We start from the raw sequence: 24,887 nt of genomic DNA, 5'->3' as shown, positions 1-24,887 counted from the left end.
CTAATAATAGACGTTATCTGCCGGTTGCTTTGCCATTCAGGCCACAGAGTCGCTAAATATTCTGCGTCGCTTTTGCCGATGTTAATGTGCGAAAGGCTGTTTTGACGTGGGCGTTTGGGCTATGCTATGCCGATCTGAGATAACACATCCATTGGCTACATTTGTAGCTGTATTGAAAACAGGACCACTGGCTGCCATGCAAGAGCAATACCGCCCGGAAGAGATAGAATCGAAAGTCCAGCTTCACTGGGACGATAATCGTACATTTGAAGTCACTGAAGACGAGAGCAAAGAGAAGTACTACTGCCTGTCGATGCTACCTTATCCTTCTGGCCGACTACACATGGGCCACGTGCGTAACTACACCATCGGCGATGTGATTGCCCGCTACCAGCGTATGCTCGGTAAAAACGTCCTGCAGCCCATCGGCTGGGATGCGTTCGGCCTGCCTGCAGAAGGCGCGGCGGTGAAAAACAATACGGCGCCGGCGCCGTGGACCTATGACAACATCGCCTACATGAAAAACCAGCTGAAAAAGCTGGGCTTCGGCTACGACTGGAGCCGTGAAGTGGCGACCTGCACCCCGGAATACTACCGCTGGGAGCAGAAGTTCTTCACCGAACTGTATAAAAAAGGCCTGGTATATAAGAAAACCTCCGCGGTGAACTGGTGCCCTAACGACCAGACCGTGCTCGCCAACGAACAGGTTATCGACGGCTGCTGCTGGCGCTGCGATACCAAAGTTGAGCGTAAAGAGATCCCACAGTGGTTTATCAAAATTACCGCCTACGCCGACGAGCTGCTGAGAGATCTGGATAATCTGGATCACTGGCCGGATACCGTCAAGACCATGCAGCGCAACTGGATCGGCCGTTCTGAAGGGGTCGAAATCTCCTTCAACGTTAACGACTACGCCGACAAGCTGACCGTCTACACCACGCGTCCTGATACCTTTATGGGCTGCTCCTACCTGGCCGTAGCCGCGGGCCACCCGCTGGCGCAGCAGGCGGCGGCCAATAATCCGGCGCTGGCTGCGTTTATCGACGAATGCCGCAACACCAAAGTCGCAGAAGCTGAAATGGCGACGATGGAGAAAAAAGGCGTCGATACCGGCTTTAAAGCCATTCACCCGCTGACCGGCGAAGCTATTCCGGTATGGGCGGCCAACTTCGTGCTGATGGAGTACGGTACCGGCGCGGTGATGGCGGTTCCAGGCCACGACCAGCGCGACTATGAGTTTGCCACAAAATATGGCCTCAACATCAAGCCGGTTATCCTCGCGGCAGACGGCTCTGAGCCAGATCTCTCCGAACAGGCGATGACGGAAAAAGGCGTGCTGTTCAACTCCGGCGAATTCAGCGGGCTGAGCTTTGAAGCGGGCTTCAACGCCATCGCCGACAAGCTGGCGCAGATGGGCGTCGGCGAGCGTAAGGTGAACTACCGTCTGCGCGACTGGGGCGTATCCCGTCAGCGCTACTGGGGCGCACCGATCCCGATGGTTACCCTGGAAGACGGCACCGTAATGCCGACCCCGGAAGATCAGCTGCCGGTTATTCTGCCGGAAGATGTGGTGATGGATGGCATCACCAGCCCGATTAAGGCCGACCCTGAGTGGGCTAAAACCACCGTCAACGGCCAGCCTGCGCTGCGTGAAACCGACACCTTTGATACCTTTATGGAATCCTCCTGGTACTACGCGCGCTACACCTGCCCGCAGTACGACCAGGGCATGCTGGACCCGGAAGCGGCGAACTACTGGCTGCCGGTTGATATCTATATCGGCGGTATTGAACATGCGATCATGCACCTGCTGTACTTCCGCTTCTTCCACAAGCTGATGCGCGACGCGGGCATGGTTAACTCTGACGAGCCGGCTAAGCAGCTGCTGTGTCAGGGGATGGTTCTGGCGGACGCGTTCTACTACGTCGGCGAAAACGGCGAGCGTAACTGGGTCTCCCCGGTTGATGCCACCGTCGAGCGCGACGAGAAAGGCCGTATCGTTAAGGCCTTCGATCCGCAGGGCCGCGAGCTGGTGTATACCGGCATGAGCAAAATGTCCAAGTCGAAGAACAACGGCATCGACCCGCAGGTGATGGTTGAGCGCTACGGCGCGGACACCGTGCGTCTGTTCATGATGTTCGCCTCTCCGGCGGATATGACTCTCGAATGGCAGGAGTCCGGCGTTGAAGGGGCAAACCGCTTCCTCAAGCGCGTCTGGAAGCTGGTGTACGAGCACACGACTCAGGGCCCGGCCATCGCCCTCGACGCTGCCAGCCTGAGCGAAGATCAGCAGGCGCTGCGCCGCGACGTGCACAAAACCATCGCGAAAGTGACCGATGATATCGGCCGCCGTCAGACCTTCAACACCGCGATCGCGGCGATCATGGAGCTGATGAACAAGCTGGCGAAAGCGCCGCAGGAAGGCGAGCAGGATCGCGCGCTGATGCGTGAAGCGCTGCTGGCGGTGGTGCGTATGCTCAACCCGTTCACCCCGCACGCGAGCTTCACCTTATGGCAGGAGCTGGGCGGTGAAGGCGATATCGACAGCGCACCGTGGCCGGTCGCCGACGAGCGCGCCATGGTTGAAAATACTACCCTGGTCGTCGTCCAGGTTAATGGTAAGGTTCGTGGTAAAATTACCGTACCGGTCGATGCCACCGAAGATCAGGTCCGCGCCCGCGCGGGTCAGGAACATCTGGTCGCGAAGTATCTCGACGGCGTCACCGTACGTAAAGTGATCTACGTTCCGGGCAAACTGCTCAATCTGGTCGTTGGCTAAGCGCAGGAGGAAGCGTGCGATATCTGGCAACATTGTTGTTATCTCTGGCGGTGTTAATCACCGCCGGATGCGGCTGGCACCTGCGCAGTACTACCCAGGTCCCAACCGCAATGAAAACCATGATCTTCCAGTCGGGCGATCCGAACGGGCCGCTGAGCCGTTCGGTGCGTAACCAGCTGCGTCTGAACGGGGTTGAACTGATCGATGGCAGCACGCTGCGTAAGGATGTTCCTTCTCTGCGTCTGGAATCATCGTCTATTCAGAAAGATACGGCCTCCATTTTCCAGGACGGACGTACCGCTGAGTACCAGATGGTGATGACGGTTCACGCCAGCGTGCTGATCCCGGGTCATGATATCTATCCGATCACGACGAAAGTCTACCGCTCGTTCTTCGATAACCCGCAGGCGGCGTTAGCGAAGGATGCCGAGCAGGATATGATTATCCAGGAGATGTACGACAAAGCGGCAGAGCAGCTGATTCGTAAGCTGCCAAGCGTTCACGTTGCGGATGTCGAAGCCACCAAAGGCGAGGAGAAGCCGGTCACCACGACCCCCGCCTCCTCCACCTCCGGTGGTCGCGTTTCCACCACGCTGGGTAACTGATGATTCGGTTGTACCCGGAACAGCTCCGCGCGCAGCTCAATGAAGGGCTGCGCGCGGCCTATTTACTGCTGGGTAGCGATCCTCTGCTGCTGCAGGAGAGTCAGGATGCGATTCGCGAAGCCGCTGCCGTTCAGGGCTTTATCGAACACCATACCGCGACGATTGACGCCAGCACCGACTGGCACGCTCTCTTCTCGCTGAGTCAGGCAATGAGCCTGTTCTCCAGCCGCCAAACGCTGCTCCTGATCCTGCCTGAAAATGGCCCCAATGCGGCCATTAACGAACAGCTGGCAACCCTTATCGGCATGCTGCATGACGATTTGCTGCTGATTGTGCGCGGCAATAAGTTGACCAAAGCGCAGGAGAACGCCGCCTGGGTCACCGCCCTCGCCAGCCGTGCGGTGCAGGTAAGCTGCCAGACGCCGGAATATGCTCAGCTGCCGCGCTGGCTGGCCGCGCGCGCTAAGCACAATAGCCTGCAGCTTGACGACGCGGCCAGCCAGCTGCTGTGCTACTGCTACGAAGGCAACCTGCTGGCGCTATCTCAGGCGCTGGAACGGCTGTCACTGCTGTGGCCGGACGGCAAGCTCACGCTGCCGCGCGTAGAGCAGGCGGTAAACGATGCCGCCCACTTTACGCCGTATCACTGGGTCGATGCGCTGCTGGCGGGCAAAAGCAAGCGCGTGCTGCATATTCTGCAGCAGCTGCGCCTGGAGGGGAGCGAACCCGCGATCCTCCTGCGCACGCTGCAGCGAGAGCTGCTGCTGCTGGTAAACCTGAAGCGCCAGTCGGCCCATACGCCGCTGCGCTCGCTGTTCGATAAGCATCGCGTGTGGCAAAACCGCCGACCGCTGTTAACCGACGCGCTCACCCGCCTCGGCAGCGATCAGCTGCGTCAGGCCGTTACCCTGCTTACCCGAGCGGAGCTCACCTTCAAGCAGGACTACGGAACCAGTATCTGGCCCGAATTAGAGAGCCTTTCTTTACTGCTCTGCCACAAAGCGCTGGCGGACGTGTTTATCGATGGTTGATATGACTCAGCTGCAGGCCATGTACGGAGGCACCTTCGATCCGGTGCATTACGGTCACCTCAAACCGGTCGAAATTCTGGCGAATCAGATAGGCCTGGGAAAAGTGATTATCGTTCCTAACAACGTGCCGCCGCATCGTCCCCAGCCCGAGGCAACCAGCGCCCAGCGCTGGCATATGCTCGAACTGGCTATTGCTGATAAGCCGCTGTTCGTGCTCGACGATCGCGAGCTGCAGCGCCAGACGCCGTCCTGGTCGGCGCAAACGCTGCAGGAGTGGCGCCAGGAGCAGGGGCCAAAGCCGTCGCTCTCATTTATCATCGGCCAGGACTCTTTGCTCACCTTCCCCACCTGGCACAACTACGCCAGCATTCTGGATAACGTGCATCTGATCGTCTGCCGGCGTCCGGGCTATCCGCTGGTGATGCAGCGCCCGGAGGACCAGCAGTGGCTCGATAAGCATTTGACCCACGATGTCGAGCAGCTGCGCCGCCGCCCCGCCGGGGCTATCTATCTGGCGGAAACCCCGTGGTTTGATATTTCGGCCACCCTCATTCGCCAGCGCCTTGAACGCGGCGAATCCTGTGCCGATATGCTGCCGGCGGCCGTCCTGGACTACATTCATCAGCAAAAGCTTTATTGCTAATCCTCGGCGCCGCCGGGTAATTTAGCGTCTCACCTTTCGGCTCAGTGAGGATAATCATGAAACTATGGTTAGTTCGTCATGGCGAAACCCAGGCTAACGCAGCCGGTCTGTACAGCGGACGCGCGCCCACTCCCCTCACCGAACGCGGCGAGGCCCAGGCCCTCCGGCTTGGTCAGCAGCTGCAGGCGGTGGCGTTTGACCGCGTTCTTTGCAGCGAGCTTGAGCGTACCCAGCGCACCGCCGACCTGCTGCTGGGCGAGCGGGCGATCCCCCGCGAAATTATTCCCGACCTCAACGAGATGTTCTTCGGCGACTGGGAAATGCGCCACCATCGGGATTTGCAGCATGAAGATGCGGAAAACTATGCCGCCTGGTGCGCGGACTGGCAGCACGCGGCGCCCACCAACGGCGAAAGTTTTCAGAGTTTTTCCCGGCGGATCGCGGCATTTAGCGAGGCGCTGGCGCAGTATCAGCATCTTGACCATCTGCTCATCGTCGGCCATCAGGGAGCGCTTAGCCTGTTAATCGCCCTGCTGCTGGAGATGCCGGCGGCGGCGATGTGGCGTTTCCCCATCGAGCACGGCGCGTGGAGCATGCTCGATCTGCGCGCAGATTTCGCCGCGCTGCGGGTACTAAATAGCCGGGCCGTCTGGCGGGCGGAAGAAGAATTCAGTCCAGACCATTGACAGGTCGGAGCAGGCTGCTATTCTCCGCAGCCTGAAGGTATCCGCCATACAGATGTTTTACAAAAATGGCGATGCAATCAGCGGCGATGGATGGGATGATAGCCGCCTCCAACGCCGGTTGGCAGACATTTATCCCGACTTTTTTATGAGTTCAGGTATACTGCCGGGCTGTTTATTATTTTCACTCTTCACTCACCCAGGGGGAACTCTTGCAGGGTAAAGCACTCCAGGATTTTGTTATCGACAAAATTGATGACCTGAAAGGTCAGGACATCGTAGCCATTGACGTTCATGGCAAATCCAGCATTACAGATTGCATGATTATCTGCACCGGCACGTCTACGCGCCACGTAATGTCCATCGCCGACCACGTGGTACAAGAGTCTCGCGCCGCCGGCATGCTGCCGCTGGGCGTCGAAGGTGAAAGCGCCGCCGACTGGATTGTTGTCGATCTTGGCGACGTCATGGTTCACGTCATGCAGGAAGAGAGCCGTCGTCTTTACGAGCTGGAAAAACTCTGGAGTTAATGCGTGAAGCTGCAGCTGGTGGCCGTTGGCACCAAAATGCCGGACTGGGTTCAGACCGGCTTTAGTGAATATCTGCGTCGTTTTCCAAAAGATATGCCGTTCGAGCTGTTGGAAATCCCCGCCGGTAAGCGCGGTAAAAATGCCGATATCAAGCGTATCCTCGAAAAAGAAGGGGAGATGATGCTGGCAGCCGCGGGTAAAAACCGCATCGTGACCCTGGATATTCCGGGGAAACCCTGGGATACGCCGCAGGTAGCGCGTGAGCTGGAGCGCTGGAAGCAAGATGGCCGCGACGTCAGCCTGCTGATCGGCGGCCCCGAGGGGCTTTCTCCGGCGTGTAAAGCCGCGGCGGAACAGAGCTGGTCGCTCTCCACCCTGACCTTGCCTCACCCGCTGGTTCGCGTACTGGTTGCGGAGAGTCTGTATCGGGCGTGGAGCATTACAACCAACCACCCTTACCACCGTGAATGATGATGACCAGGGTAGACTAAGCAGCGAATGAAATTACAGAATTCTTTCCGCGACTATACGGCTGAATCCTCGCTGTTTGTGCGCCGGGCGCTGGTCGCTTTTTTGGGGATTTTGCTGCTTACCGGCATACTGGTTGCCAATCTTTATAACGTACAGATAGTCCGTTACACGGACTACCAGACGCGCTCGAACGAAAACCGCATCAAGCTGGTTCCCATCCCGCCAAGCCGCGGCATTATCTATGACCGTAACGGCACGCCGCTGGCGCTGAACCGCACCATCTATCAGCTGGAAATGATGCCGGAGAAGGTCGATAACGTGCAGCAGACGCTGGACGCGCTGCGTGACGTCATTGACCTCACGGATGATGATATTGCCGGTTTTAAAAAGGAGCGCTCGCGTTCCCACCGCTTCACCTCTATTCCGGTCAAGGTTAACCTGACCGAAGTGCAGGTTGCCCGCTTCGCGGTCAATCAGTACCGCTTTCCCGGCGTCGAAGTGAAAGGCTATAAGCGCCGCTATTATCCCTACAACTCCGCCCTCACCCACGTTATCGGCTATGTCTCAAAAATTAACGATAAAGACGTCGATCGCCTGGATAAAGAGGGCAAGCTGGCTAACTACGCTTCAACCCACGATATCGGCAAGCTGGGTATCGAACGCTACTATGAGGACGTCCTGCACGGGCAGACCGGCTACGAAGAGGTCGAGGTCAACAACCGCGGCCGCGTCATTCGCCAGCTCAAAGAGGTGCCGCCGCAGGCCGGGCGCGATATCTATTTAACCCTCGATCTCAAGCTGCAGCAGTATATTGAAACGCTGCTGGCCGGCAGCCGCGCCGCGGTGGTAGTCACCGACCCGCGCACCGGCAGCGTTCTGGCGCTGGTTTCCACCCCGAGCTACGATCCAAACCTGTTCGTGGACGGGATCTCCAGCAAGGACTACTCCGGGCTGCTCAACGATCCGAATACGCCGCTGGTCAACCGCGCCACGCAGGGGGTCTATCCGCCGGCCTCGACGGTGAAACCTTACGTTGCCGTCTCGGCGCTGAGCGCCAACGTCATCACCCGCAATACCAGCCTGTTCGATCCCGGCTGGTGGCAGCTGCCCGGTTCGGACAAACGCTATCGCGACTGGAAAAAATGGGGCCACGGGCACCTGAACGTGACCAAAGCGCTGGAAGAGTCTGCGGATACCTATTTCTATCAGGTTGCCTATGATATGGGCATCGACCGCCTGTCGGAATGGATGAATAAATTCGGCTACGGCCACTATACCGGCATCGATCTGTCAGAAGAGCGCTCCGGGAATATGCCCACTCGTGAATGGAAGCTGAAGCGCTTTAAAAAGCCCTGGTATCAGGGGGACACCATTCCGGTCGGTATCGGCCAGGGCTACTGGACCGCCACGCCGATTCAGATGAACAAGGCGCTGATGATCCTGATTAACGACGGCGTGGTAAAAGTGCCCCATCTGCTGCAAAGCACCGTCGAAGACGGCAAGCAGGTACCCTGGGTTCAGCCGCACGAGCCGCCGGTGGGCGATATTCACTCCGGCTTCTGGGAGATAGCCAAAGACGGCATGTTCGGCGTGGCCAACCGCGGCAACGGTACCGCGCATAAGTACTTCGCCAGCGCGCCTTACAAAATCGCGGCGAAATCCGGTACGGCCCAGGTATTCGGCCTGAAGGCCAATGAAACCTATAACGCGCACAGAATCGCTGAGCGCCTGCGTGACCATAAGCTCATGACGGCGTTTGCTCCTTACAACAACCCCCAGGTTGCCGTGGCGATCATTCTCGAGAACGGCGGCGCAGGCCCGGCGGTCGGGACGATTATGCGTCAGATTCTCGATCACATAATGCTGGGTGATAACAATACGAATCTGCCGAGTGAAAATCCGGCGGTGACGGCGGGGGAGGATCAATAATGACCGATAATCCAAACAAAAAATCGCTGTGGGATAAAATCCATCTCGATCCCACCATGGTGCTGATACTGCTGGCGCTGCTGACCTATAGCGCGCTGGTTATCTGGAGCGCAAGCGGCCAGGATATCGGGATGATGGAACGTAAAATTGGCCAGATCGCGATGGGTATCGTGATTATGATCGTCATGGCGCAAATCCCGCCGCGCGTGTATGAAGGCTGGGCGCCCTATCTCTATATCTTCTGTATTATTTTACTGGTGGCGGTGGATGCCTTCGGCGCTATCTCGAAAGGCGCCCAGCGCTGGCTGGATCTCGGCGTCGTCCGTTTTCAGCCCTCGGAAATTGCTAAAATCGCCGTTCCGCTGATGGTGGCGCGCTTTATTAACCGCGACGTCTGCCCGCCCTCGCTGAAAAATACCGCCATTGCGCTGGTGCTGATTTTCCTGCCGACCCTGCTGGTTGCGGCGCAGCCTGACCTTGGGACCTCAATCCTTATCGCCCTGTCCGGCCTGTTTGTGCTGTTCCTTTCCGGGCTGAGCTGGCGCCTGATCGGCGTTGCGGTGGTGCTGGTCGCCGCGTTTATCCCGATTCTGTGGTTTTTCCTGATGCACGACTACCAGCGTCAGCGCGTTATGATGCTGCTCGATCCGGAAACTGACCCGCTGGGCGCCGGCTATCACATTATCCAGTCTAAAATTGCTATTGGCTCCGGCGGACTGCGGGGGAAAGGCTGGCTACACGGCACCCAGTCGCAGCTGGAGTTTCTGCCGGAGCGCCACACCGACTTTATCTTCGCGGTCCTGGCCGAAGAGCTTGGGCTGATTGGCGTGCTGGTTCTGCTGGCGCTCTATATCCTGCTCATAATGCGCGGGCTGTGGATCGCCGCCCAGGCGCAAACCACCTTTGGCCGGGTCATGGCCGGTGGTTTAATGTTGATTTTATTCGTTTATGTCTTCGTAAATATTGGTATGGTGAGTGGTATTTTGCCAGTGGTGGGGGTACCGTTGCCGCTGGTCAGCTACGGGGGCTCAGCCCTGATCGTATTGATGGCCGGGTTTGGTATCGTAATGTCGATCCACACCCACAGAAAAATGTTGTCGAAAAGCGTTTAAGGGGTTCGCAATGCGTAAGCAATGGCTGGGGATCTGCATAGCAGCAGGGCTGCTGGCGGCATGTTCGGGTGAAGACGTTCAACAAAAAACCGTCAGCACACCGCAGCCGGCGGTTTGTAATGGCCCAAGCGTAGAAATCAGCGGCGCCGATCCGCACTATGAAGCGCCGAATCCGACGGCAAATCAGGATTACGAACGCGACGGTAAAAGCTATAAAATCGTGCAGGACCCGTCTAATTTTACCCAGACCGGCCTGGCGGCGATTTATGACGCTGAGCCCAACAGCAATCTGACCGCATCCGGCGAGGCCTTCGATCCTACCCAGCTCACCGCCGCGCACCCTACGCTGCCGATCCCCAGCTACGCGCGTATTACCAACGTCGCAAACGGCCGCATGATCGTGGTGCGTATCAACGATCGCGGCCCGTACGGCAACGATCGCGTGATATCGCTTTCACGCGCCTCCGCCGACCGGCTGAACACCTCGAATAATACCAAGGTGCGCATCGATCCTATTATCGTCGCGCAGGACGGTTCGCTCTCGGGTCCGGGAATGGCCTGTACCACCGTGGCGAAACAAACTTATGCCTTGCCGGCGCGTCCGGACCTGGACGGCGGTAGCGGTGCCTCGACCGATCAGCCGGTGCAAACCGACGTGCGCGCTATCAGTAACTCAACGCTGAAATCCGACGATAGCGTCGGCGCGCCGGTCAACAGCAGCGGCTTCCTCGGCGCCCCAACGCCGTTGAATAACGGCGTGCTGGAGGGCAGTGAGCCCGTCGCTCAGGCCGCCGCGTCAACCGCACCGGTCACCGCGCCGGGATCCATCCAGGGCAGCGTTGCGCCGGCCGCCGCCGCGACGACTGCGGTTGCCGCCGCCTCTACCTCGACCAGCGCTGCTGCCAGCGGCGACTATGTGGTACAGGTTGGCGCCGTTAGCGACCAGGCCCGCGCTCAGCAGTACCAGCAGCGCCTGAGCCAGCAGTTCTCCGTTCCCGGCCGCGTGGTGCAAAACGGCGCGGTGTGGCGTATTCAGCTGGGCCCGTTCGCCAGCAAGCCACAGGCCAGCACCGTACAGCAGCGCCTGCAGAGCGAGGCTCAGCTGCAGTCATTTATTACTCACGCCAACTAAACGCGTCGGACCGCCGTCCGTATCGCATTGCGCATGACAAAATCGTTAACAAAGTCATGCGCAATGTCGGATGCCGGTCCGTAGAGCATTTGTTATAGTAAGGCACTTTTTTAACTCCATCACGGATGCCGTTGTTCAGACCATGAAGATCTCTTTCACCGCACGTTTACTCGTTACGGCCCTCTCCGTTGCCGCGCTCTCCTCCGCAGCCCACGCCGATGACCTGAATCTTAAAACCATGATCCCAGGCGCGCCGCAGATTGACGCCGAATCCTGGATACTTATCGATTACAATTCAGGCAAAGTGCTGGCGGAAAATAACGCCGATTCCCGCCGCGACCCGGCGAGTCTGACCAAAATGATGACCAGCTACGTCATTGGTCAGGCCATGAAAGCGGGTAAATTCAAAGAGTCCGATCTGGTCACCGTGGGCAACGACGCGTGGGCAACCGGTAACCCGGTATTTAAAGGCTCCTCCCTGATGTTCCTCAAGCCAGGCATGCAGGTGCCGGTTTCTCAGCTGATTCGCGGTATCAACCTGCAGTCAGGCAACGACGCCTGCGTCGCGATGGCGGACTTCGTTGCCGGTAGCCAGGACGCTTTCGTCAGCCTGATGAACAGCTACGTCAACGCCCTCGGCCTGAAAAACAGCCACTTCCAGACCGTTCACGGCCTGGATGCCGAAGGTCAGTTCAGCTCCGCGCGCGATATGGCGCTGATTGGCCAGGCGCTGATCCGCGACGTGCCGAACGAATACACCATCTACAAAGAAAAAGAGTTCACCTTTAACGGCATCCGCCAGCTCAACCGTAACGGGCTGCTGTGGGATAACAGCCTCAACGTCGACGGCATAAAAACCGGCCACACGGATAAAGCGGGCTATAACCTCGTCGCTTCGGCAACCGAAGGCCAGATGCGCCTGATCTCCGCCGTGATGGGGGGGCGCACCTATAAGGGTCGTGAATCCGAAAGCAAAAAGCTGCTGACCTGGGGCTTCCGCTTCTTTGAAACCGTCAATCCGCTGAAAGCGGGCAAAGAGTTTTCCTCCGAGCCGGCCTGGTTTGGCGATAGCGATCGCGCATCGCTGGGCGTCGATAAAGACGTGTATCTGACCATTCCGCGCGGCCGCATGAAAGATCTGAAGGCCAGCTACGTACTGAACAATACCGAACTGCACGCACCGCTGCAGAAAAACCAGGTTGTCGGCACCATTAACTTCCAGCTGGACGGCAAAACTATCGATCAGCGCCCGCTGGTGGTGCTGCAGGAAATCCCGGAAGGTAATTTCTTCGGCAAAATGATTGATTACATTAAGTTAATGTTCCACCACTGGTTTGGTTAAAAATCGAACGCTTGAAAGTGTGATTTACATCCCCATATACTAACTATCAAAGTAACCTGATAACTCCCGCATCTTGTGGGAGTTATTATTTTTTGTCGTAACACCGGAGCTGACATGAAAACCAAACTTAACGAACTGCTTGAATTCCCTACTCCATTTACTTACAAAGTAATGGGGCAGGCGTTGCCTGAGCTGGTTGATCAGGTGGTGGAAGTGGTACAGCGCCATGCGCCTGGTGATTACTCTCCGCAGGTAAAGCCGAGCAGCAAAGGTAACTACCATTCGGTTTCTATCACCATCAACGCTACCCATATCGAGCAGGTAGAAACCCTGTACGAAGAGCTGGGTAATATTGAGATCGTCCGGATGGTGCTGTAACCCATTCTGCTACCCGGCCTCGCGCCGGGTCATCCCCTTCCCCCCTGTGATATACTCGCTGCCTTAAATCACTTCTCTGTGCGGAGACGTTGTTTTGCAGCACAATAAAATCCTCATTCGGCAACTCGGCCTGCAGCCTTACGCCCCTGTCTCGCAGGCAATGCACGACTTTACCGACTCGCGCGATGAAACAACCCTCGATGAAATCTGGCTGGTTGAACATCATCCGGTCTTTACCCAGGGCCAGGCGGGAAAAGCGGAACACGTTCTGGTGGCGGGCGATATTCCGGTCATTCAAAGCGATCGCGGCGGCCAGGTGACCTACCACGGGCCGGGGCAGCAGGTGATGTACGTCCTGCTCAATCTCAAACGCCGCAAGCTTGGCGTACGCGAACTGGTGACGCTGCTCGAGCAGACCGTGGTTAATACCCTGGCGGAGTACGCTATTGAGTCGCACCCGCGCGCCGATGCGCCCGGCGTTTACGTCGGTGAGCAAAAGATCTGCTCCCTGGGCCTGCGCATTCGCAAAGGATGCTCGTTCCACGGCCTGGCGCTCAATATCGCGATGGACCTTTCGCCGTTCCTGCGGATTAATCCCTGCGGCTACGCCGGAATGGAGATGGCGCAAATGCGCCAGTGGCAGCCCGAAGCGGCGCCGCAAATCGTCGCACCACGACTGGTTGCCAACCTGCTGGCGCTGCTCGACAACCCGCCGCACGAGTTCATTTCCGCAAAGTAAATCCGAGCGTCCCGGCTTCCCGGGGCGCGTTTTGCGCCTGACTTCTGTTAAGCCATTCTATTTGCAATTAATTGCCACAAACGGCGGCGTCGCTGACCGCTATACTTGCGCTATTCGCTATGACAGGAGGCGCAGAGTGGAAAAAAATCATCCGCAACCGGAGCCCACTGAACGGCTCGACGATCGCCAGGTATTCCGCATTCTGCGTAATATTGACCTCAACTTACTGACCATTTTCGAAGCCGTGTACGTACACAAGGGCATCGTGAATGCGGCTAAGGTGCTGAATATCACCCCCTCGGCCATTAGCCAGTCGATTAACAAACTCCGCGCGCTTTTTCCCGACCCGCTGTTTATTCGCAAGGGCCAGGGCGTGACGCCGACCGCCTACGCGACGCACCTCCATCAGTACATCAGTCAGGGAATGGAAGCCTTTCTCAGCGCGCTGGATTTAACCGGCAGCCCGCATCAGCAGCGGGTCATGACCATCGCCACCTCGCCCACCGTCGGCGCGCTGGTCATGCCGACGATTGCGCAGGCGCTGAAGCCTCGCTTCCCCCAGGTGCTGCTGCACAATATCGCCATTACCGATGCCCCCAGCCAGCTTAACCAGCGCCAGGTGGACCTGCTGATCGACAGCTACGCGCACAGCGGCCAGTCTATCGTGCACCATGTTCTGTTCCAGGATCGGGTGATGATGTACTGCCGTGAGGCGCATCCGGCGCTGGCTATGCCGCACAGCGAAGAGCATCTTCGTCAGTACGAGTTTGCCCTGCTGCTGCCCGAGGGCCAGCGCTATCCGGCGCTGCACCGCCGGCTGCAGGAGCAGCTAGGGGAGCGGCGCTGCGGCTTTAGCAGCTACAACCTGTTAACTCAGGCCGCGCTGGTGAGCGCCAGCGATATGCTTGGGCTGATGCCGAACCGGATGTTTTCGCTGTTGGCCAAAACCTGGCCGCTGGCGGCGCTGGACTACCCGCCTCTCGCCGATGAAACCATCGACATTTCGCTGCATTACAACAAGCTCAGCGCCCAGGAACCGCTGCTCCATGAGGTGATTGAGGCGGTTCGTCAGGCTTTTTAAGTCATACCGCACGTGAGGGAAAGCATAAAACAACAACTATTTTACAATTTGCCGAACAGGCAGGCTGCTTTCTGGTCCGTATCAATGGTATACTGCCTATCCTTGATTCAAAAATAGTTGATAAATACAACATTTACTTGAATTAATTCGTTTTCCTTCGTACTCGCAACTGGAACACGCACGCTATGAGTAAACCCATTGTGATGGAACGCGGTGTTAAATATCGCGACGCCGATAAAATGGCCCTTATCCCGGTGAAAAACGTGGCAACTGAGCGTGAAGCTCTGCTCAGAAAACCGGAATGGATGAAAATCAAACTTCCGGCTGACTCGTCCCGTATCCAGGGTATCAAAGCAGCGATGCGTAAGAACGGTTTGCACTCCGTGTGCGAAGAAGCTTCTTGCCCGAATCTTGCGGAATGCTTCAACCACGGAACGGCAACCTTTATGATCCTCGGTGCTATCTGCACCCGCCGCTGCCCGTTCTGCGATGTCGCCCACGGTCGTCCGGTGACGCCGGATGCTAATGAACCGCAGAAGCTCGCGCAAACCATCGCCGACATGGGTCTGAAGTACGTCGTTGTCACCTCCGTCGACCGCGATGACCTTCGCGACGGCGGTGCTCAGCATTTCGCCGACTGCATCAGCGCCATCCGTGAGAAAAACCCGTCGATTAAGATTGAAACCCTGGTTCCGGACTTCCGCGGCCGTATGGATCGCGCCCTGGATATCCTCAAGGTGACGCCGCCGGACGTCTTTAACCACAACCTGGAAAACGTGCCGCGTCTCTATCGCCAGGTACGCCCAGGCGCCGATTACAACTGGTCGTTAAAGCTGCTGGAAAGCTTCAAAGAAGCGCATCCGGAGATCCCAACCAAATCGGGTCTGATGGTCGGCCTCGGTGAAACCAACGCTGAAATCGTTGAAGTTATGCGCGACCTGCGTCGCCACGGCGTGACGATGCTGACCCTCGGTCAGTATCTGCAGCCGAGCCGTCACCACCTGCCGGTACAGCGCTACGTTAGCCCGGACGAGTTCGAAGAGATGAAAGCCGAAGCGATGGCCATGGGCTTCACCCATGCTGCCTGCGGCCCGTTCGTCCGCTCGTCCTATCATGCCGACCTGCAGGCCAAAGGGATGGAAGTGAAGTAGTTCACGCCGTCCTCGACCGCTGCGCGTTTCCCGCGTGCAGCGGTCAGCTCTCCTTGCGCTACCTCATCTTTTTCCCCTCAATAAATCCGCCGGCGCGGTTACAGTCGGTTGCATTTTTTCAGCCAATGACCTTGCAGGATACAAAAAGAGGCCGCAACGATAATCGCTGCGGCCTCTTATCCGTGCAGGCGGATAGCCTGCCGGCAGCCTGCTCCCGCTGTCGGGGAGCAGGCGTTTAATTACTCTTTATGAGAGAGCTTCTGTGCCGGAGTTTCTTCTTCCGCACTGGTTTTCTTCACGCTATCGTCGTCGTTCATGGCCTTCTTAAAGCCTTTGATAGCCGAACCCAGGTCTCCACCCAGCGTACGTAGTTTTTTGGTACCAAACACTAAAATAATCAGTGCTGCGACAACCAGCAGTTTGGTAATACTAATCTCACCCATAGCTAACCTTCTTCTCTAAAACAATCTGCGAATACGCCATCATACACGCGAACAATTAACGGCTATTTGACGCGCGGACACAATAGCAATCTGTAACAAGGTGAATCAAGCTCTGTTTAAAAAAACGTCACAATAATTGCGGTGGCGCAAAGCGGCGGTTCTGCAGCACCGGCAAGCGCTCGCGCACCTGGCGTAGATAATCCACGGAAACGTCGGCAAAAATCATCTGCGGCCGATCCGCCGCGCCGGCCAGCGTCGTGCCGAGGGGATCGATAATTCGACTCTGGCCAATATTACGGTTGCCGCACTCTCCCGCCGCCACGATATAGCAGGTCGTGTCCAGCGCGCGGGCGGCCAGCAGCGTCGCCCAGTGATGCTCCTTCATCGGCCCTCTCACCCACGCGGTCGGGAGAACGAGGATCTCAGCGCCGCTCAGCGCGAGACTTAACGCCAGCTCCGGGAAGCGCAAATCATAGCAGGTCATCAGGCCAACCCGAACCCCGTCGACGTCAATCAGCGCCGGGATCTGCAGGCCGGCATCAACGCGCCGTGACTCCTGTATATTAAACGCATCGTATAAGTGTAGCTTCTGGTATTGTGCGATAACCTCGCCGCGGCGTATCGCCACCAGCGTATTAGCCGCGCGTCCCTCGCCGGAAGGCACGTGAATCGTCAGCACGGTGGTTAAGCCGTTATTACGGCTCTCCTCACGCAGCAGCCGCAGGAAGCCGCCGTCTATCTCCTGCGCCGATTTAACCGAGAGATCCGGGTCACTATCGTCGCGCGCCAGCAGCGCCTCGGGCAGCACCAGCAGCGACGCGCCCTGCTCAGCGGCCTGGGCCATCAGCGCTACGCAGGTCCGCGCATTCGCCCGCCAGTCAGGGGTGACGGCAAATTGTCCAGCAGCAACTAGCATCTTAATCTCCCGTTCGCGAATTCATAGCCAGCGATGCATTTTGCGCGCTACACTCATTCCCAGTATTAACCAAATAGCAGGGAATGAGAGTGTCACAACTACTTTTAGCCGTTTTTCTTGGCGGCGGTACCGGCAGCGTATTGCGCTGGTGGCTAGGAATGAAGTTTAACCCCATGCACCATGCCATTCCCATTGGCACGCTAACGGCCAACCTGCTGGGCGCATTTATCATTGGCGCCGGCCTGGCCTGGTTTAACCGCCTGACCGATATCGACCCAATGTGGAAGCTGCTCATCACCACCGGCTTTTGCGGCGGATTGACGACCTTCTCCACCTTCTCAGCGGAAGTGGTATTTCTGCTGCAGCAGGGGCGCTTCAGCTGGGCGCTGCTCAATATTCTGGTCAACCTGCTGGGCTCATTCGCCATGACGGCGGCAGCATTCTGGCTCTTCTCTCATGCCGCCAGCCGTTAAAAACAGGCAAAAAAAAACCCGCAAATTGCGGGTTTTTATATTCTACTGACGCGTTGCTTAGATAGCGTTTACGTTTGCAGCAGAAGGGCCTTTGGCACCGTTAGTGATTTCGAACTCTACGCGCTGACCTTCAGCCAGAGTTTTGAAACCGTTGGACTGGATTGCAGAGAAATGTACGAATACATCTTTGCTGCCATCTTCCGGAGTAATGAAACCGAATCCTTTGGACTCATTAAACCACTTAACGTTACCTTTAATCTTAGACATCAAAATTACCTTTATATGAAAAAAAGACACTGATACTGTGTCGCGTTCCAGTACATCAATTGTGGTGCCTTTTGTCCAGTCGAACTTTGCTAAAAAGTGACAAAAGTCGCTATCTTTTTTAGTGGTTGCGCTTTAGTTATTGTTTTTCCACATAACATAATGCTCAGCTCTTTTATCACTAAGCTAGTGCGGATTAAAACTGAAAGCGGGCCCAGGCAAAGTAAACGTTACCGTTGTTATAGGTACCGGGGATGTAGGTCATCTGGAACGTCGCCGGACCGTAGCCGATAGACGCCATCGGCAGTACCACCGGCAGCGGAATATAGTTCCAGTTATCGCGCGCGGTTACCCCGAGCGTATAGCCGAGCCCAAGATGAAAGTTATCGTCGGCCAGCGGACGCCAGGTTTTCTCCCAGCCGTAGCCAGCGATAGGTTCCCACTTGTTAAATGAGTCCTTAAACGCCATCAGGTAGAGACCGTGCCAGTTACCTTTATCATCCCAGCGCGACACGCCGAAACCGGCCCCCCAGGGACGCTCGTTATACGCATCGGTTTTTTCTTTGTCATAGGCAAATCGGGCGTGCCAGGTGATCGCGGGAACATACAGGTCGTAGTGTTCTGGCTCCTGCCAGGTCTCAGCAACGTTATCGCTTAAGGTGTTATAGCCGTCGCGAATCGTCGAGCTGAATGACGCATTTGCTATCCCGCTGGAGAGCAGCAGCCCGGAAAAACTGAGCAAAAACAGTACAACATAACGTAGTCTTAACACTTCTCAATTACCAACATCTATTTTAATAGCGTAATAAAGTAGCAAATATAATCTTAATATTACCTTAACGAAATACGGCAAAGTCTTGATTTTCCGCCCACCAAATCGCAACAACCCTGCCTGTCGACTTTGTGATAGCGCCCGCGCGCCGGGCGCTGATTAGGCAATTCTCATCGGTTTATTGATTTGCATCAGCATGTTTCGTCGATTTATTCGGCACATTCCCTCCCTTAATTTTTGCACAACCTTATTTATCAGCAGATTCTTTGGGTTAATGGTTCAGGGGTAAAATAATGCTTACGCTAGTTGAGATCCTTATTGGGGTCGTGGTCATTGTGGGCGTCGCCCGCTATATCATCAAAGGGTACTCCGCCACCGGCGTGCTCTTTGTTGGCGGTCTGACGCTGCTTATCGTCAGCGCGCTGATGGGACATAAAATTTTACCCGGCGAGGCGAAAAGCACGGGCTATTCCGCAACCGACATCATCGAATACATCAAAATTCTGCTGATGAGCCGCGGCGGCGACCTCGGCATGATGATCATGATGCTCTGCGGATTTGCCACCTACATGACGCATATCGGCGCCAACGATATGGTGGTCAAACTGGCCTCGAAGCCCCTGCGCTACATTAACTCCCCCTACCTGCTGATGATCGCCGCCTATTTTGTCGCCTGCCTGATGTCGCTGGCCGTCTCTTCGGCGACCGGACTCGGCGTCCTGCTGATGGCAACGCTGTTCCCGGTGATGGTCAACGTCGGGATCAGCCGCGGCGCGGCGGCGGCCATTTGCGCCTCCCCGGCGGCGATTATCCTCTCCCCGACCTCCGGCGATGTCGTTCTCGCGGCGAAGGCCGCCGAAATGCCGCTCATCGATTTTGCCTTTAAAACCACGCTGCCGATCTCCATCGCGGCGATTATCGCCATGGCGATCGCCCACTTTTTCTGGCAGCGCTATCTGGATAAGAAAGAGAACGTCGCCCACGAAATGCTCGACGTCAACGAGATAACCACCACCGCCCCTTCCTTCTATGCCATTCTGCCCTTCACGCCCATTATCGGCGTGCTTATCTTCGACGGGAAATGGGGCCCGGAGCTGCATATTATTGCCATCCTGGTGATGTGCATGCTGCTGGCAGCGGTGCTGGAATTCTGCCGCGGCTTTAACACCAAAAACGTCTTCAGCGGGCTAGAAGCCGCCTATCGCGGGATGGCCGACGCCTTTGCCGGCGTGGTCATGCTGCTGGTCGCCGCCGGCGTGTTTGCCCAGGGCCTGAGCACCATCGGCTTTATCAATAGCCTGATTTCGATTGCGACCTCGTTTGGCTCCGCCAGCATCATTCTGATGCTGGTGCTGGTCGTGCTGACGATGCTGGCAGCCATGACGACCGGTTCAGGTAACGCCCCGTTTTACGCCTTCGTTGAGATGATCCCCAAGCTGGCGCACTCGTCGGGTATTAACCCGGCCTATCTGTCGATCCCGATGCTGCAGGCATCCAACCTTGGCCGGACCATTTCCCCGGTATCGGGCGTGGTGGTTGCCGTGGCCGGGATGGCAAAAATCTCGCCGTTTGAGGTGGTGAAACGGACCTCGGTACCGGTTCTTGTCGGCCTGCTGGTGGTGATTATCGCCACCGAAATTCTGGTGCCCGGAACCACCGTTCAATAAACGTGAAAAGGCGCCAGCAGGCGCCTTTTTTATGCTTTAATAATTCGAGGAACTCATGACCATCCACTATCAGGAATAAAAATGTTCAGGAAGGATTTCGTCGCCATTGCCCTCTTGCTAACGGCAACTCAGGTCGGCGCTGAACCGCTCACCGCAACACAATACGGCGATTTCGACCGCTACGTACTGGCCTTATCCTGGCAAACCGGTTTCTGCCAGAGCATGCATGACCGGAACCGCGGCGAACCGGAAGAGTGCCGCCTGCAGCAGGAAACGGCCAACAAAACCGATTATCTCACCGTGCACGGCCTGTGGCCGGGTCTGCCGAAATCCATCGCCGCTCGCGGCGTGGACGATCGCCGCTGGATGCGTTTTGGCTGCGCCACGCGCCCGGTACCCAATATGCCGGAGGTCAAAGCCGGGCGGAAATGCCAGGCAGCAGAAACCGGCCTGTCGCTGGAGATGGCCAATAAGCTCAACAGTGTGATGCCCGGCTCCGGCGGCAACTCCTGCCTTGAGCGCTACGAATACGCAAAACACGGCGTCTGTTTTGGCTTCGATCCTGACAGCTACTTCGGCACCATGGTCCGCCTCGGCGGCGAAGTGAAGCATAGCGCCATCGGGACATTCCTCGCGAAGCACTACGGACAGAGCGTCAGCCGCGACGACTTCGATGCGGCCATCGCCGAGGCCTGGGGAAAACAGAGCGTTAAGGCGTTCAAGCTGACCTGCAGCGGCAATCCGGCCTATTTAACCGAAATACAAATAGCCATCAAGGCCGCGGCCATCAATACGCCGCTCTCCGCCGACGCCTTCCTGCCCCAGCCCCATCCGGGCAACTGCGCTAAGCAGTTTGTTCTCGATAAGGTCGGCAGTTAATCATGCGGCGGTGCCAGCCGCCGCAGGGGCTTCATTCGCGAATAAACGCCAGTAAATCCTGATTAATCTGATGCTTGTGGGTCGTGCAAATCCCGTGCGACCCGCCTTTGTAGACGGTTAATCTGGCGTCAGGCAATATTTGCGCCGCCGCTTTACCGCAGGTTTCGAAAGGCACGATCTGGTCGTCATCGCCGTGGATAACCAGGGTTGGGATAGTCATCTTGCGCAGATCCTCGCGCAGATCGGTTTCCGAGAAGGCTTTGATACAGTCATAAAGCGCCTTAATCGACCCCTGCAGCCCCTGCTCGACGAACCCTTCGCGCACCGCTTTTGACTCTTTGGCCCCATCGCGGTTGTAGCCGTAGAACGCGGCGGTCAGCTCATAGAAGAACGCGCCGCGGTCCTCGATAACGCCCTCTCTGATGCCGTCAAATACCTCTTTGGGCACGCCGTCCGGGTTGAAATCCGTGCGGATCATTATCGGCGTCACGGCGCTGATAAGCACCGCTTTGGCCACCCTTTCGGTCCCGTGGCGCCCGATATAGCGCGCCACCTCGCCACCGCCGGTGGAGTGGCCCACGTGCACCGCATCGCGCAGGTCGAGGTGCGCCGTCAGCTGAGCCAGGTCATCAGCATAGGTATCCATGTTGTGGCCGTCCCAGGGCTGAGCCGATCGGCCATGGCCACGGCGATCGTGGGCTATCGCCCGAAATCCGTTATCGGCCAGAAACAGCATCTGGTCTTCGAAAGCGTCAGCCGTTAGCGGCCAGCCGTGGCTAAATACAACCGGCTGCCCGCTCCCCCAGTCTTTGAAATAGAGATAGCTGCCGTCATCGAGAGTAAGTTTGTCAAAACCGCTCATAGAGTCCTCCTGCATGTATTGGAAAGGACGTGCCTGATACCGCCTAAAAAGGATAAGACAATTTTTCTGGCTGTGACGGCAGCAGCATAAATTTCATCTGGCTCCTTTGGCGATCGTTGCTGAATGTGCGTTTAATCACTTCAAACCACCGACAAGTCTCAGTATGATGGGAAGACATTAACCCTTGCCCTTTTCGGTGAGGGTTTTCTTTTACGGACAGGTTCCTGGATAACATGGAGTATGCAATGACCAGACCCACAATCATCATTAACGAGTTCGATGCCGAACGCATCGACAGGCTGCTCGAGCAGCCGGCGTTCGCCAGTTCTCCGGTCGCCGATGCGCTGAACGACGAGCTGGATCGCGCGCAAATGCTGGCGCCGGAAGCGATGCCACATGATGTTGTCAGCATGAACAGCACCGTCAGATTCCGTGATTTATCCAACGGCGAAGAGCGCGTGCGCACCCTGGTTTTCCCCTCCCAGGTCACCGATAGCGCCACTCAGCTTTCGGTACTCGCCCCCGTCGGTGCCGCACTGCTCGGCCTGAAGGTCGGCAGCGCCATTCACTGGGAATTACCGGGCGGCGCCTCTGCGCACCTCGAAGTCCTCGAGCTGCTGTACCAGCCGGAAGCCGCGGGTGAATTTCACCGCTAACTCTCCCGCCGCCTGAGGCGTTCTGCGCTTTATCAGAGGGTGTCTTTGCATCCTCTTTCTGCCCTCCCCGCCCTGACAAACTTTTACGCCTCCCTGAACCCGATCTGACAGTTTTGCGACCTGAATGGCACAATGTATTTGTATAATATGTTGATATAGAAACAGTCGAACAAGGAGGAATGCATATGTATAAAACAATCATTATGCCGGTTGACGTTTTTGAGATGGAGTTAAGCGACAAAGCCGTCCGCCACGCGGAGTTTTTGGCCCAGCAGGACGGAATTATTCACCTGCTCCACGTATTGCCAGGCTCATCCAGCTTCACCATGAGTCGATTCACCGCCGACCTGCGCCGCTTTGAAGAGCATCTGCAGCATGAGGCGGAAACGCGGCTAACCACCATGGCCGGGCACTTCAGCATCGATCCCTCACGCATTAAAAAGCACGTACGCTTCGGCAACGTACGGGATATGGTGAACGAGCTGGCTAACGAAATTAACGCCGACGTGGTCGTCATTGGCTCACGCAATCCGTCTATCAGCACCCATTTGCTCGGTTCTAATGCCTCGAGCGTCATTCGCCACGCGCATATCCCGGTAATGGTTGTCCGATAAGCGGGAGACGCCGCTTCGCCTGCGACGACGTGAAGAAAGGCGATAAAAAAAGAGGCTACCGGTGGGTAGCCTCTTTGCTGTGCAGGTCGCTCTTACTTTCTTTTATTATGCGGTTTTGGTACGAATCAGATAATCGAACGAGCTCAGAGACGCTTTTGCCCCTTCGCCGGCGGCGATAATAATCTGCTTGTACGGTACGGTGGTGCAGTCGCCCGCGGCAAACACGCCCTTGACGTTAGTTTCGCACTTCGCATCGATGATAATTTCACCCATCCGGTTACGCTCAATCGCGCCTTCCAGCCAGGTGGTATTAGGCAGCAGGCCAATCTGTACGAAGATCCCCGCCAGCTCGACGTGATGCTCATCACCGCTCAGCCGATCGCGATACTGCAGTCCGGTCACCTTGCTGCCATCGCCGACCACTTCCGTCGTCTGCGCGTTAAGAATAATGTCGACGTTTTTCAGGCTGCGAACTTTGTCCTGCAGCACCTGGTCCGCCTTCATTTCAGGGGCGAATTCCAGCAGCGTCACGTGTTCAACCACGCCCGCCAGATCGATTGCCGCCTCGACGCCGGAGTTGCCGCCGCCGATCACCGCCACGCGCTTGCCTTTAAACAGCGGGCCGTCGCAGTGTGGGCAATAGGTCACCCCTTTCGTCCGGTACTGGTCTTCACCCGGCACGTTCATGTTGCGCCATTTAGCGCCGGTAGCGATGATGATACTGCGCGCCTTCAGCACCGCGCCGGAGGCGGTTTCAATCTGATGCAGGCCGCCTTCTACCGCCGCCGGAACCAGTTTCGACGCGCTCTGGGAGTCAATGACGTCCACATCATATTCACTGACGTGAGCCTTCAGCGCCCCGGCCAGCTTCTGACCTTCGGTTTTCGGTACCGAAATGTAGTTTTCGATATCTACGGTATCCAGCACCTGGCCGCCGAAGCGTTCGCCCATCAGGCCGGTACGAATCCCTTTACGCGCCGAGTAAACCGCCGCCGCCGCGCCGGACGGGCCGGAGCCGACGATCAGCACGTCGTAAGCGTCGCGCTTGTTCAGCTCTTCCGCGGCACGTTTCTCCGCACCGGTGTCAACTTTCGCGACGATCTCCGCCAGCGTCATGCGCCCCTGGCCAAACTCCTTGCCGTTGACAAAGACCGCCGGAACGCCCATCACGTTACGATCGGTAATCTCATTCTGGAACGTCCCGCCATCAATCGCCGTATGCTTAATACGCGGGTTCAGCACCGCCATCAGGTTCAGCGCCTGCACCACGTCCGGGCAGTTATGGCAGGTGAGCGAGTAGTAGGTTTCAAACTCAAAATCACCGTCAAGGTCGCGGATCTGTTCCAGCAGGGCCTGGGCCTCTTTCGACGGATGACCGCCGGTCCACAGCAGCGCCAGAACCAGAGAGGTAAACTCGTGCCCCAGCGGAGAGCCGGCAAAGCGCGGCCCCTGGTTAGAACCTGGATTCGTAATCAGGAAAGACGGTTTGCGCACGGCGAGCGTGTTGTCTTCTTTAAACGTCACTTTCTCAGACAGCTCGGCGATTTCTGCCAGCAGCTCTTTGATTTCTGCCGATTTAGCGCTGTCGTCCAGCGTAGCAATCAGCTCAACGGGCTTAGTCAGTTTCTCAAGGTAGGCCCTGAGCTGGGTTTTCATGTTTGCTTCGAGCATCTCGTTATCCCTCTCTTAAAACGTCATCATGCAAGCGGCCTCGCGGCTGCCTGAATGCGGCTTG

Annotated in this window: 26 protein-coding genes; 20 read left to right on the top strand and 6 right to left on the bottom strand. The window is 57.0% G+C overall.

All coding sequences use genetic code 11. The annotated features are described in order from the left end of the window. Positions 1 to 196: 196 nt before the first annotated feature. From leuS to lipA, 15 genes are all read left to right on the top strand, one after another. Complete coding sequence (leuS, locus tag EDF75_RS02185; protein ID WP_133596814.1) at positions 197 to 2,779, top strand: leucine--tRNA ligase; 2,583 nt, start codon at positions 197 to 199, stop codon at positions 2,777 to 2,779. A gap of 14 nt (positions 2,780 to 2,793) precedes the next feature. Further along, positions 2,794 to 3,384: an LPS assembly lipoprotein LptE gene (gene lptE, locus EDF75_RS02180; protein ID WP_041144585.1), complete on the top strand. Its 591-nt coding sequence runs from the start codon at positions 2,794 to 2,796 to the stop codon at positions 3,382 to 3,384. Continuing rightward, a complete protein-coding gene (holA, locus tag EDF75_RS02175; protein WP_133596812.1) occupies positions 3,384 to 4,415 on the top strand; it encodes a DNA polymerase III subunit delta in 1,032 nt (343 codons plus the stop codon). The genes lptE and holA overlap by 1 nt, the downstream gene beginning before the upstream one ends. After that, complete coding sequence (gene nadD / locus EDF75_RS02170) at positions 4,408 to 5,058, top strand: nicotinate-nucleotide adenylyltransferase (protein ID WP_045854464.1); 651 nt, start codon at positions 4,408 to 4,410, stop codon at positions 5,056 to 5,058. Before holA ends, nadD begins: the two co-directional genes overlap by 8 nt. Before the next feature lie 56 nt (positions 5,059 to 5,114). Continuing rightward, the gene (locus EDF75_RS02165) at positions 5,115 to 5,744 is read left to right on the top strand and encodes an adenosylcobalamin/alpha-ribazole phosphatase (protein ID WP_133596810.1); all 630 of its coding nucleotides are present in this window, start codon (positions 5,115 to 5,117) and stop codon (positions 5,742 to 5,744) included. Between the two features lie 209 nt (positions 5,745 to 5,953). Next, complete coding sequence (rsfS, locus tag EDF75_RS02160) at positions 5,954 to 6,271, top strand: ribosome silencing factor (RefSeq protein WP_004859547.1); 318 nt, start codon at positions 5,954 to 5,956, stop codon at positions 6,269 to 6,271. Between the two features lie 3 nt (positions 6,272 to 6,274). Continuing rightward, a complete protein-coding gene (gene rlmH, locus EDF75_RS02155; protein ID WP_041144581.1) occupies positions 6,275 to 6,742 on the top strand; it encodes a 23S rRNA (pseudouridine(1915)-N(3))-methyltransferase RlmH in 468 nt (155 codons plus the stop codon). A 27-nt stretch (positions 6,743 to 6,769) separates the two neighbouring features. Then, positions 6,770 to 8,671 (top strand): peptidoglycan DD-transpeptidase MrdA, encoded by a 1,902-nt coding sequence (mrdA, locus tag EDF75_RS02150; RefSeq protein ID WP_041144580.1) that lies wholly within the window; start codon positions 6,770 to 6,772, stop codon positions 8,669 to 8,671. After that, positions 8,671 to 9,783, top strand: a complete 1,113-nt coding sequence (gene mrdB, locus EDF75_RS02145) for a peptidoglycan glycosyltransferase MrdB (protein ID WP_128878784.1) — start codon at positions 8,671 to 8,673, stop codon at positions 9,781 to 9,783. Before mrdA ends, mrdB begins: the two co-directional genes overlap by 1 nt. 10 nt (positions 9,784 to 9,793) lie before the next feature. Further along, the gene (gene rlpA, locus EDF75_RS02140) at positions 9,794 to 10,915 is read left to right on the top strand and encodes an endolytic peptidoglycan transglycosylase RlpA (RefSeq protein ID WP_133596808.1); all 1,122 of its coding nucleotides are present in this window, start codon (positions 9,794 to 9,796) and stop codon (positions 10,913 to 10,915) included. 142 nt (positions 10,916 to 11,057) lie between these two features. Next, positions 11,058 to 12,257 carry a D-alanyl-D-alanine carboxypeptidase DacA gene (dacA, locus tag EDF75_RS02135; RefSeq protein WP_045854459.1) on the top strand — a complete coding sequence of 400 codons (1,200 nt, stop codon included), beginning with the start codon at positions 11,058 to 11,060 and terminating at the stop codon, positions 12,255 to 12,257. A 114-nt stretch (positions 12,258 to 12,371) separates the two neighbouring features. Beyond that, positions 12,372 to 12,635, top strand: a complete 264-nt coding sequence (ybeD, locus tag EDF75_RS02130; RefSeq protein ID WP_041144576.1) for a DUF493 family protein YbeD — start codon at positions 12,372 to 12,374, stop codon at positions 12,633 to 12,635. Between the two features lie 94 nt (positions 12,636 to 12,729). After that, positions 12,730 to 13,374 (top strand): lipoyl(octanoyl) transferase LipB, encoded by a 645-nt coding sequence (gene lipB, locus EDF75_RS02125; protein ID WP_133596806.1) that lies wholly within the window; start codon positions 12,730 to 12,732, stop codon positions 13,372 to 13,374. A 136-nt stretch (positions 13,375 to 13,510) separates the two neighbouring features. Next, positions 13,511 to 14,455 carry a YbeF family transcriptional regulator gene (locus EDF75_RS02120; protein WP_133596804.1) on the top strand — a complete coding sequence of 315 codons (945 nt, stop codon included), beginning with the start codon at positions 13,511 to 13,513 and terminating at the stop codon, positions 14,453 to 14,455. A gap of 185 nt (positions 14,456 to 14,640) precedes the next feature. After that, a complete protein-coding gene (gene lipA, locus EDF75_RS02115; protein ID WP_045854456.1) occupies positions 14,641 to 15,606 on the top strand; it encodes a lipoyl synthase in 966 nt (321 codons plus the stop codon). Positions 15,607 to 15,845: 239 nt separating this feature from the next. Here lipA and tatE read toward each other — a convergent pair whose 3' ends face one another. Next, positions 15,846 to 16,049 carry a twin-arginine translocase subunit TatE gene (gene tatE / locus EDF75_RS02110; protein WP_133596802.1) on the bottom strand — a complete coding sequence of 68 codons (204 nt, stop codon included), beginning with the start codon at positions 16,047 to 16,049 and terminating at the stop codon, positions 15,846 to 15,848. Between the two features lie 127 nt (positions 16,050 to 16,176). Then, entirely contained in the window at positions 16,177 to 16,965 is a 789-nt protein-coding gene (locus EDF75_RS02105) for a deaminated glutathione amidase (protein ID WP_045854455.1), read from the bottom strand. A gap of 89 nt (positions 16,966 to 17,054) precedes the next feature. On the opposite strand from EDF75_RS02105, the gene crcB reads away from it, so the two are divergent. Then, positions 17,055 to 17,438 carry a fluoride efflux transporter CrcB gene (crcB, locus tag EDF75_RS02100; RefSeq protein WP_123706997.1) on the top strand — a complete coding sequence of 128 codons (384 nt, stop codon included), beginning with the start codon at positions 17,055 to 17,057 and terminating at the stop codon, positions 17,436 to 17,438. A 57-nt stretch (positions 17,439 to 17,495) separates the two neighbouring features. Here the strand turns inward: crcB and cspE are convergent, their stop codons facing one another. Together cspE and pagP are read right to left on the bottom strand one after the other, a co-directional pair. Then, a complete protein-coding gene (cspE, locus tag EDF75_RS02095) occupies positions 17,496 to 17,705 on the bottom strand; it encodes a transcription antiterminator/RNA stability regulator CspE (RefSeq protein ID WP_004859511.1) in 210 nt (69 codons plus the stop codon). A gap of 193 nt (positions 17,706 to 17,898) precedes the next feature. Continuing rightward, the gene (gene pagP / locus EDF75_RS02090) at positions 17,899 to 18,474 is read right to left on the bottom strand and encodes a lipid IV(A) palmitoyltransferase PagP (RefSeq protein WP_133596800.1); all 576 of its coding nucleotides are present in this window, start codon (positions 18,472 to 18,474) and stop codon (positions 17,899 to 17,901) included. 293 nt (positions 18,475 to 18,767) lie between these two features. On the opposite strand from pagP, the gene dcuC reads away from it, so the two are divergent. After that, entirely contained in the window at positions 18,768 to 20,141 is a 1,374-nt protein-coding gene (dcuC, locus tag EDF75_RS02085) for an anaerobic C4-dicarboxylate transporter DcuC (protein ID WP_045854452.1), read from the top strand. An 81-nt stretch (positions 20,142 to 20,222) separates the two neighbouring features. After that, positions 20,223 to 21,020, top strand: a complete 798-nt coding sequence (gene rna, locus EDF75_RS02080; RefSeq protein ID WP_133596798.1) for a ribonuclease I — start codon at positions 20,223 to 20,225, stop codon at positions 21,018 to 21,020. A gap of 31 nt (positions 21,021 to 21,051) precedes the next feature. On the opposite strand, the gene EDF75_RS02075 is transcribed toward rna, so the two are convergent. Continuing rightward, the gene (locus EDF75_RS02075) at positions 21,052 to 21,882 is read right to left on the bottom strand and encodes an alpha/beta fold hydrolase (RefSeq protein ID WP_133596796.1); all 831 of its coding nucleotides are present in this window, start codon (positions 21,880 to 21,882) and stop codon (positions 21,052 to 21,054) included. A 245-nt stretch (positions 21,883 to 22,127) separates the two neighbouring features. Here EDF75_RS02075 and rnk point away from each other — a divergent pair, with 245 nt between their 5' ends. Then, positions 22,128 to 22,538 carry a nucleoside diphosphate kinase regulator gene (gene rnk, locus EDF75_RS02070; protein ID WP_133596794.1) on the top strand — a complete coding sequence of 137 codons (411 nt, stop codon included), beginning with the start codon at positions 22,128 to 22,130 and terminating at the stop codon, positions 22,536 to 22,538. Between the two features lie 185 nt (positions 22,539 to 22,723). Then, positions 22,724 to 23,152, top strand: coding sequence for a universal stress protein UspG (uspG, locus tag EDF75_RS02065; protein WP_045854448.1), 429 nt, complete (start codon positions 22,724 to 22,726; stop codon positions 23,150 to 23,152). 105 nt (positions 23,153 to 23,257) lie between these two features. Here uspG and ahpF read toward each other — a convergent pair whose 3' ends face one another. Next, positions 23,258 to 24,823 (bottom strand): alkyl hydroperoxide reductase subunit F, encoded by a 1,566-nt coding sequence (gene ahpF, locus EDF75_RS02060; protein WP_133596792.1) that lies wholly within the window; start codon positions 24,821 to 24,823, stop codon positions 23,258 to 23,260. Positions 24,824 to 24,887 lie beyond the last annotated feature (64 nt).

The organism is Klebsiella sp. BIGb0149 (genome assembly GCF_004362605.1).
Classification (GTDB): domain Bacteria; phylum Pseudomonadota; class Gammaproteobacteria; order Enterobacterales; family Enterobacteriaceae; genus Klebsiella; species Klebsiella terrigena.
This window is presented reverse-complemented; position numbering and strand designations above follow the sequence as displayed.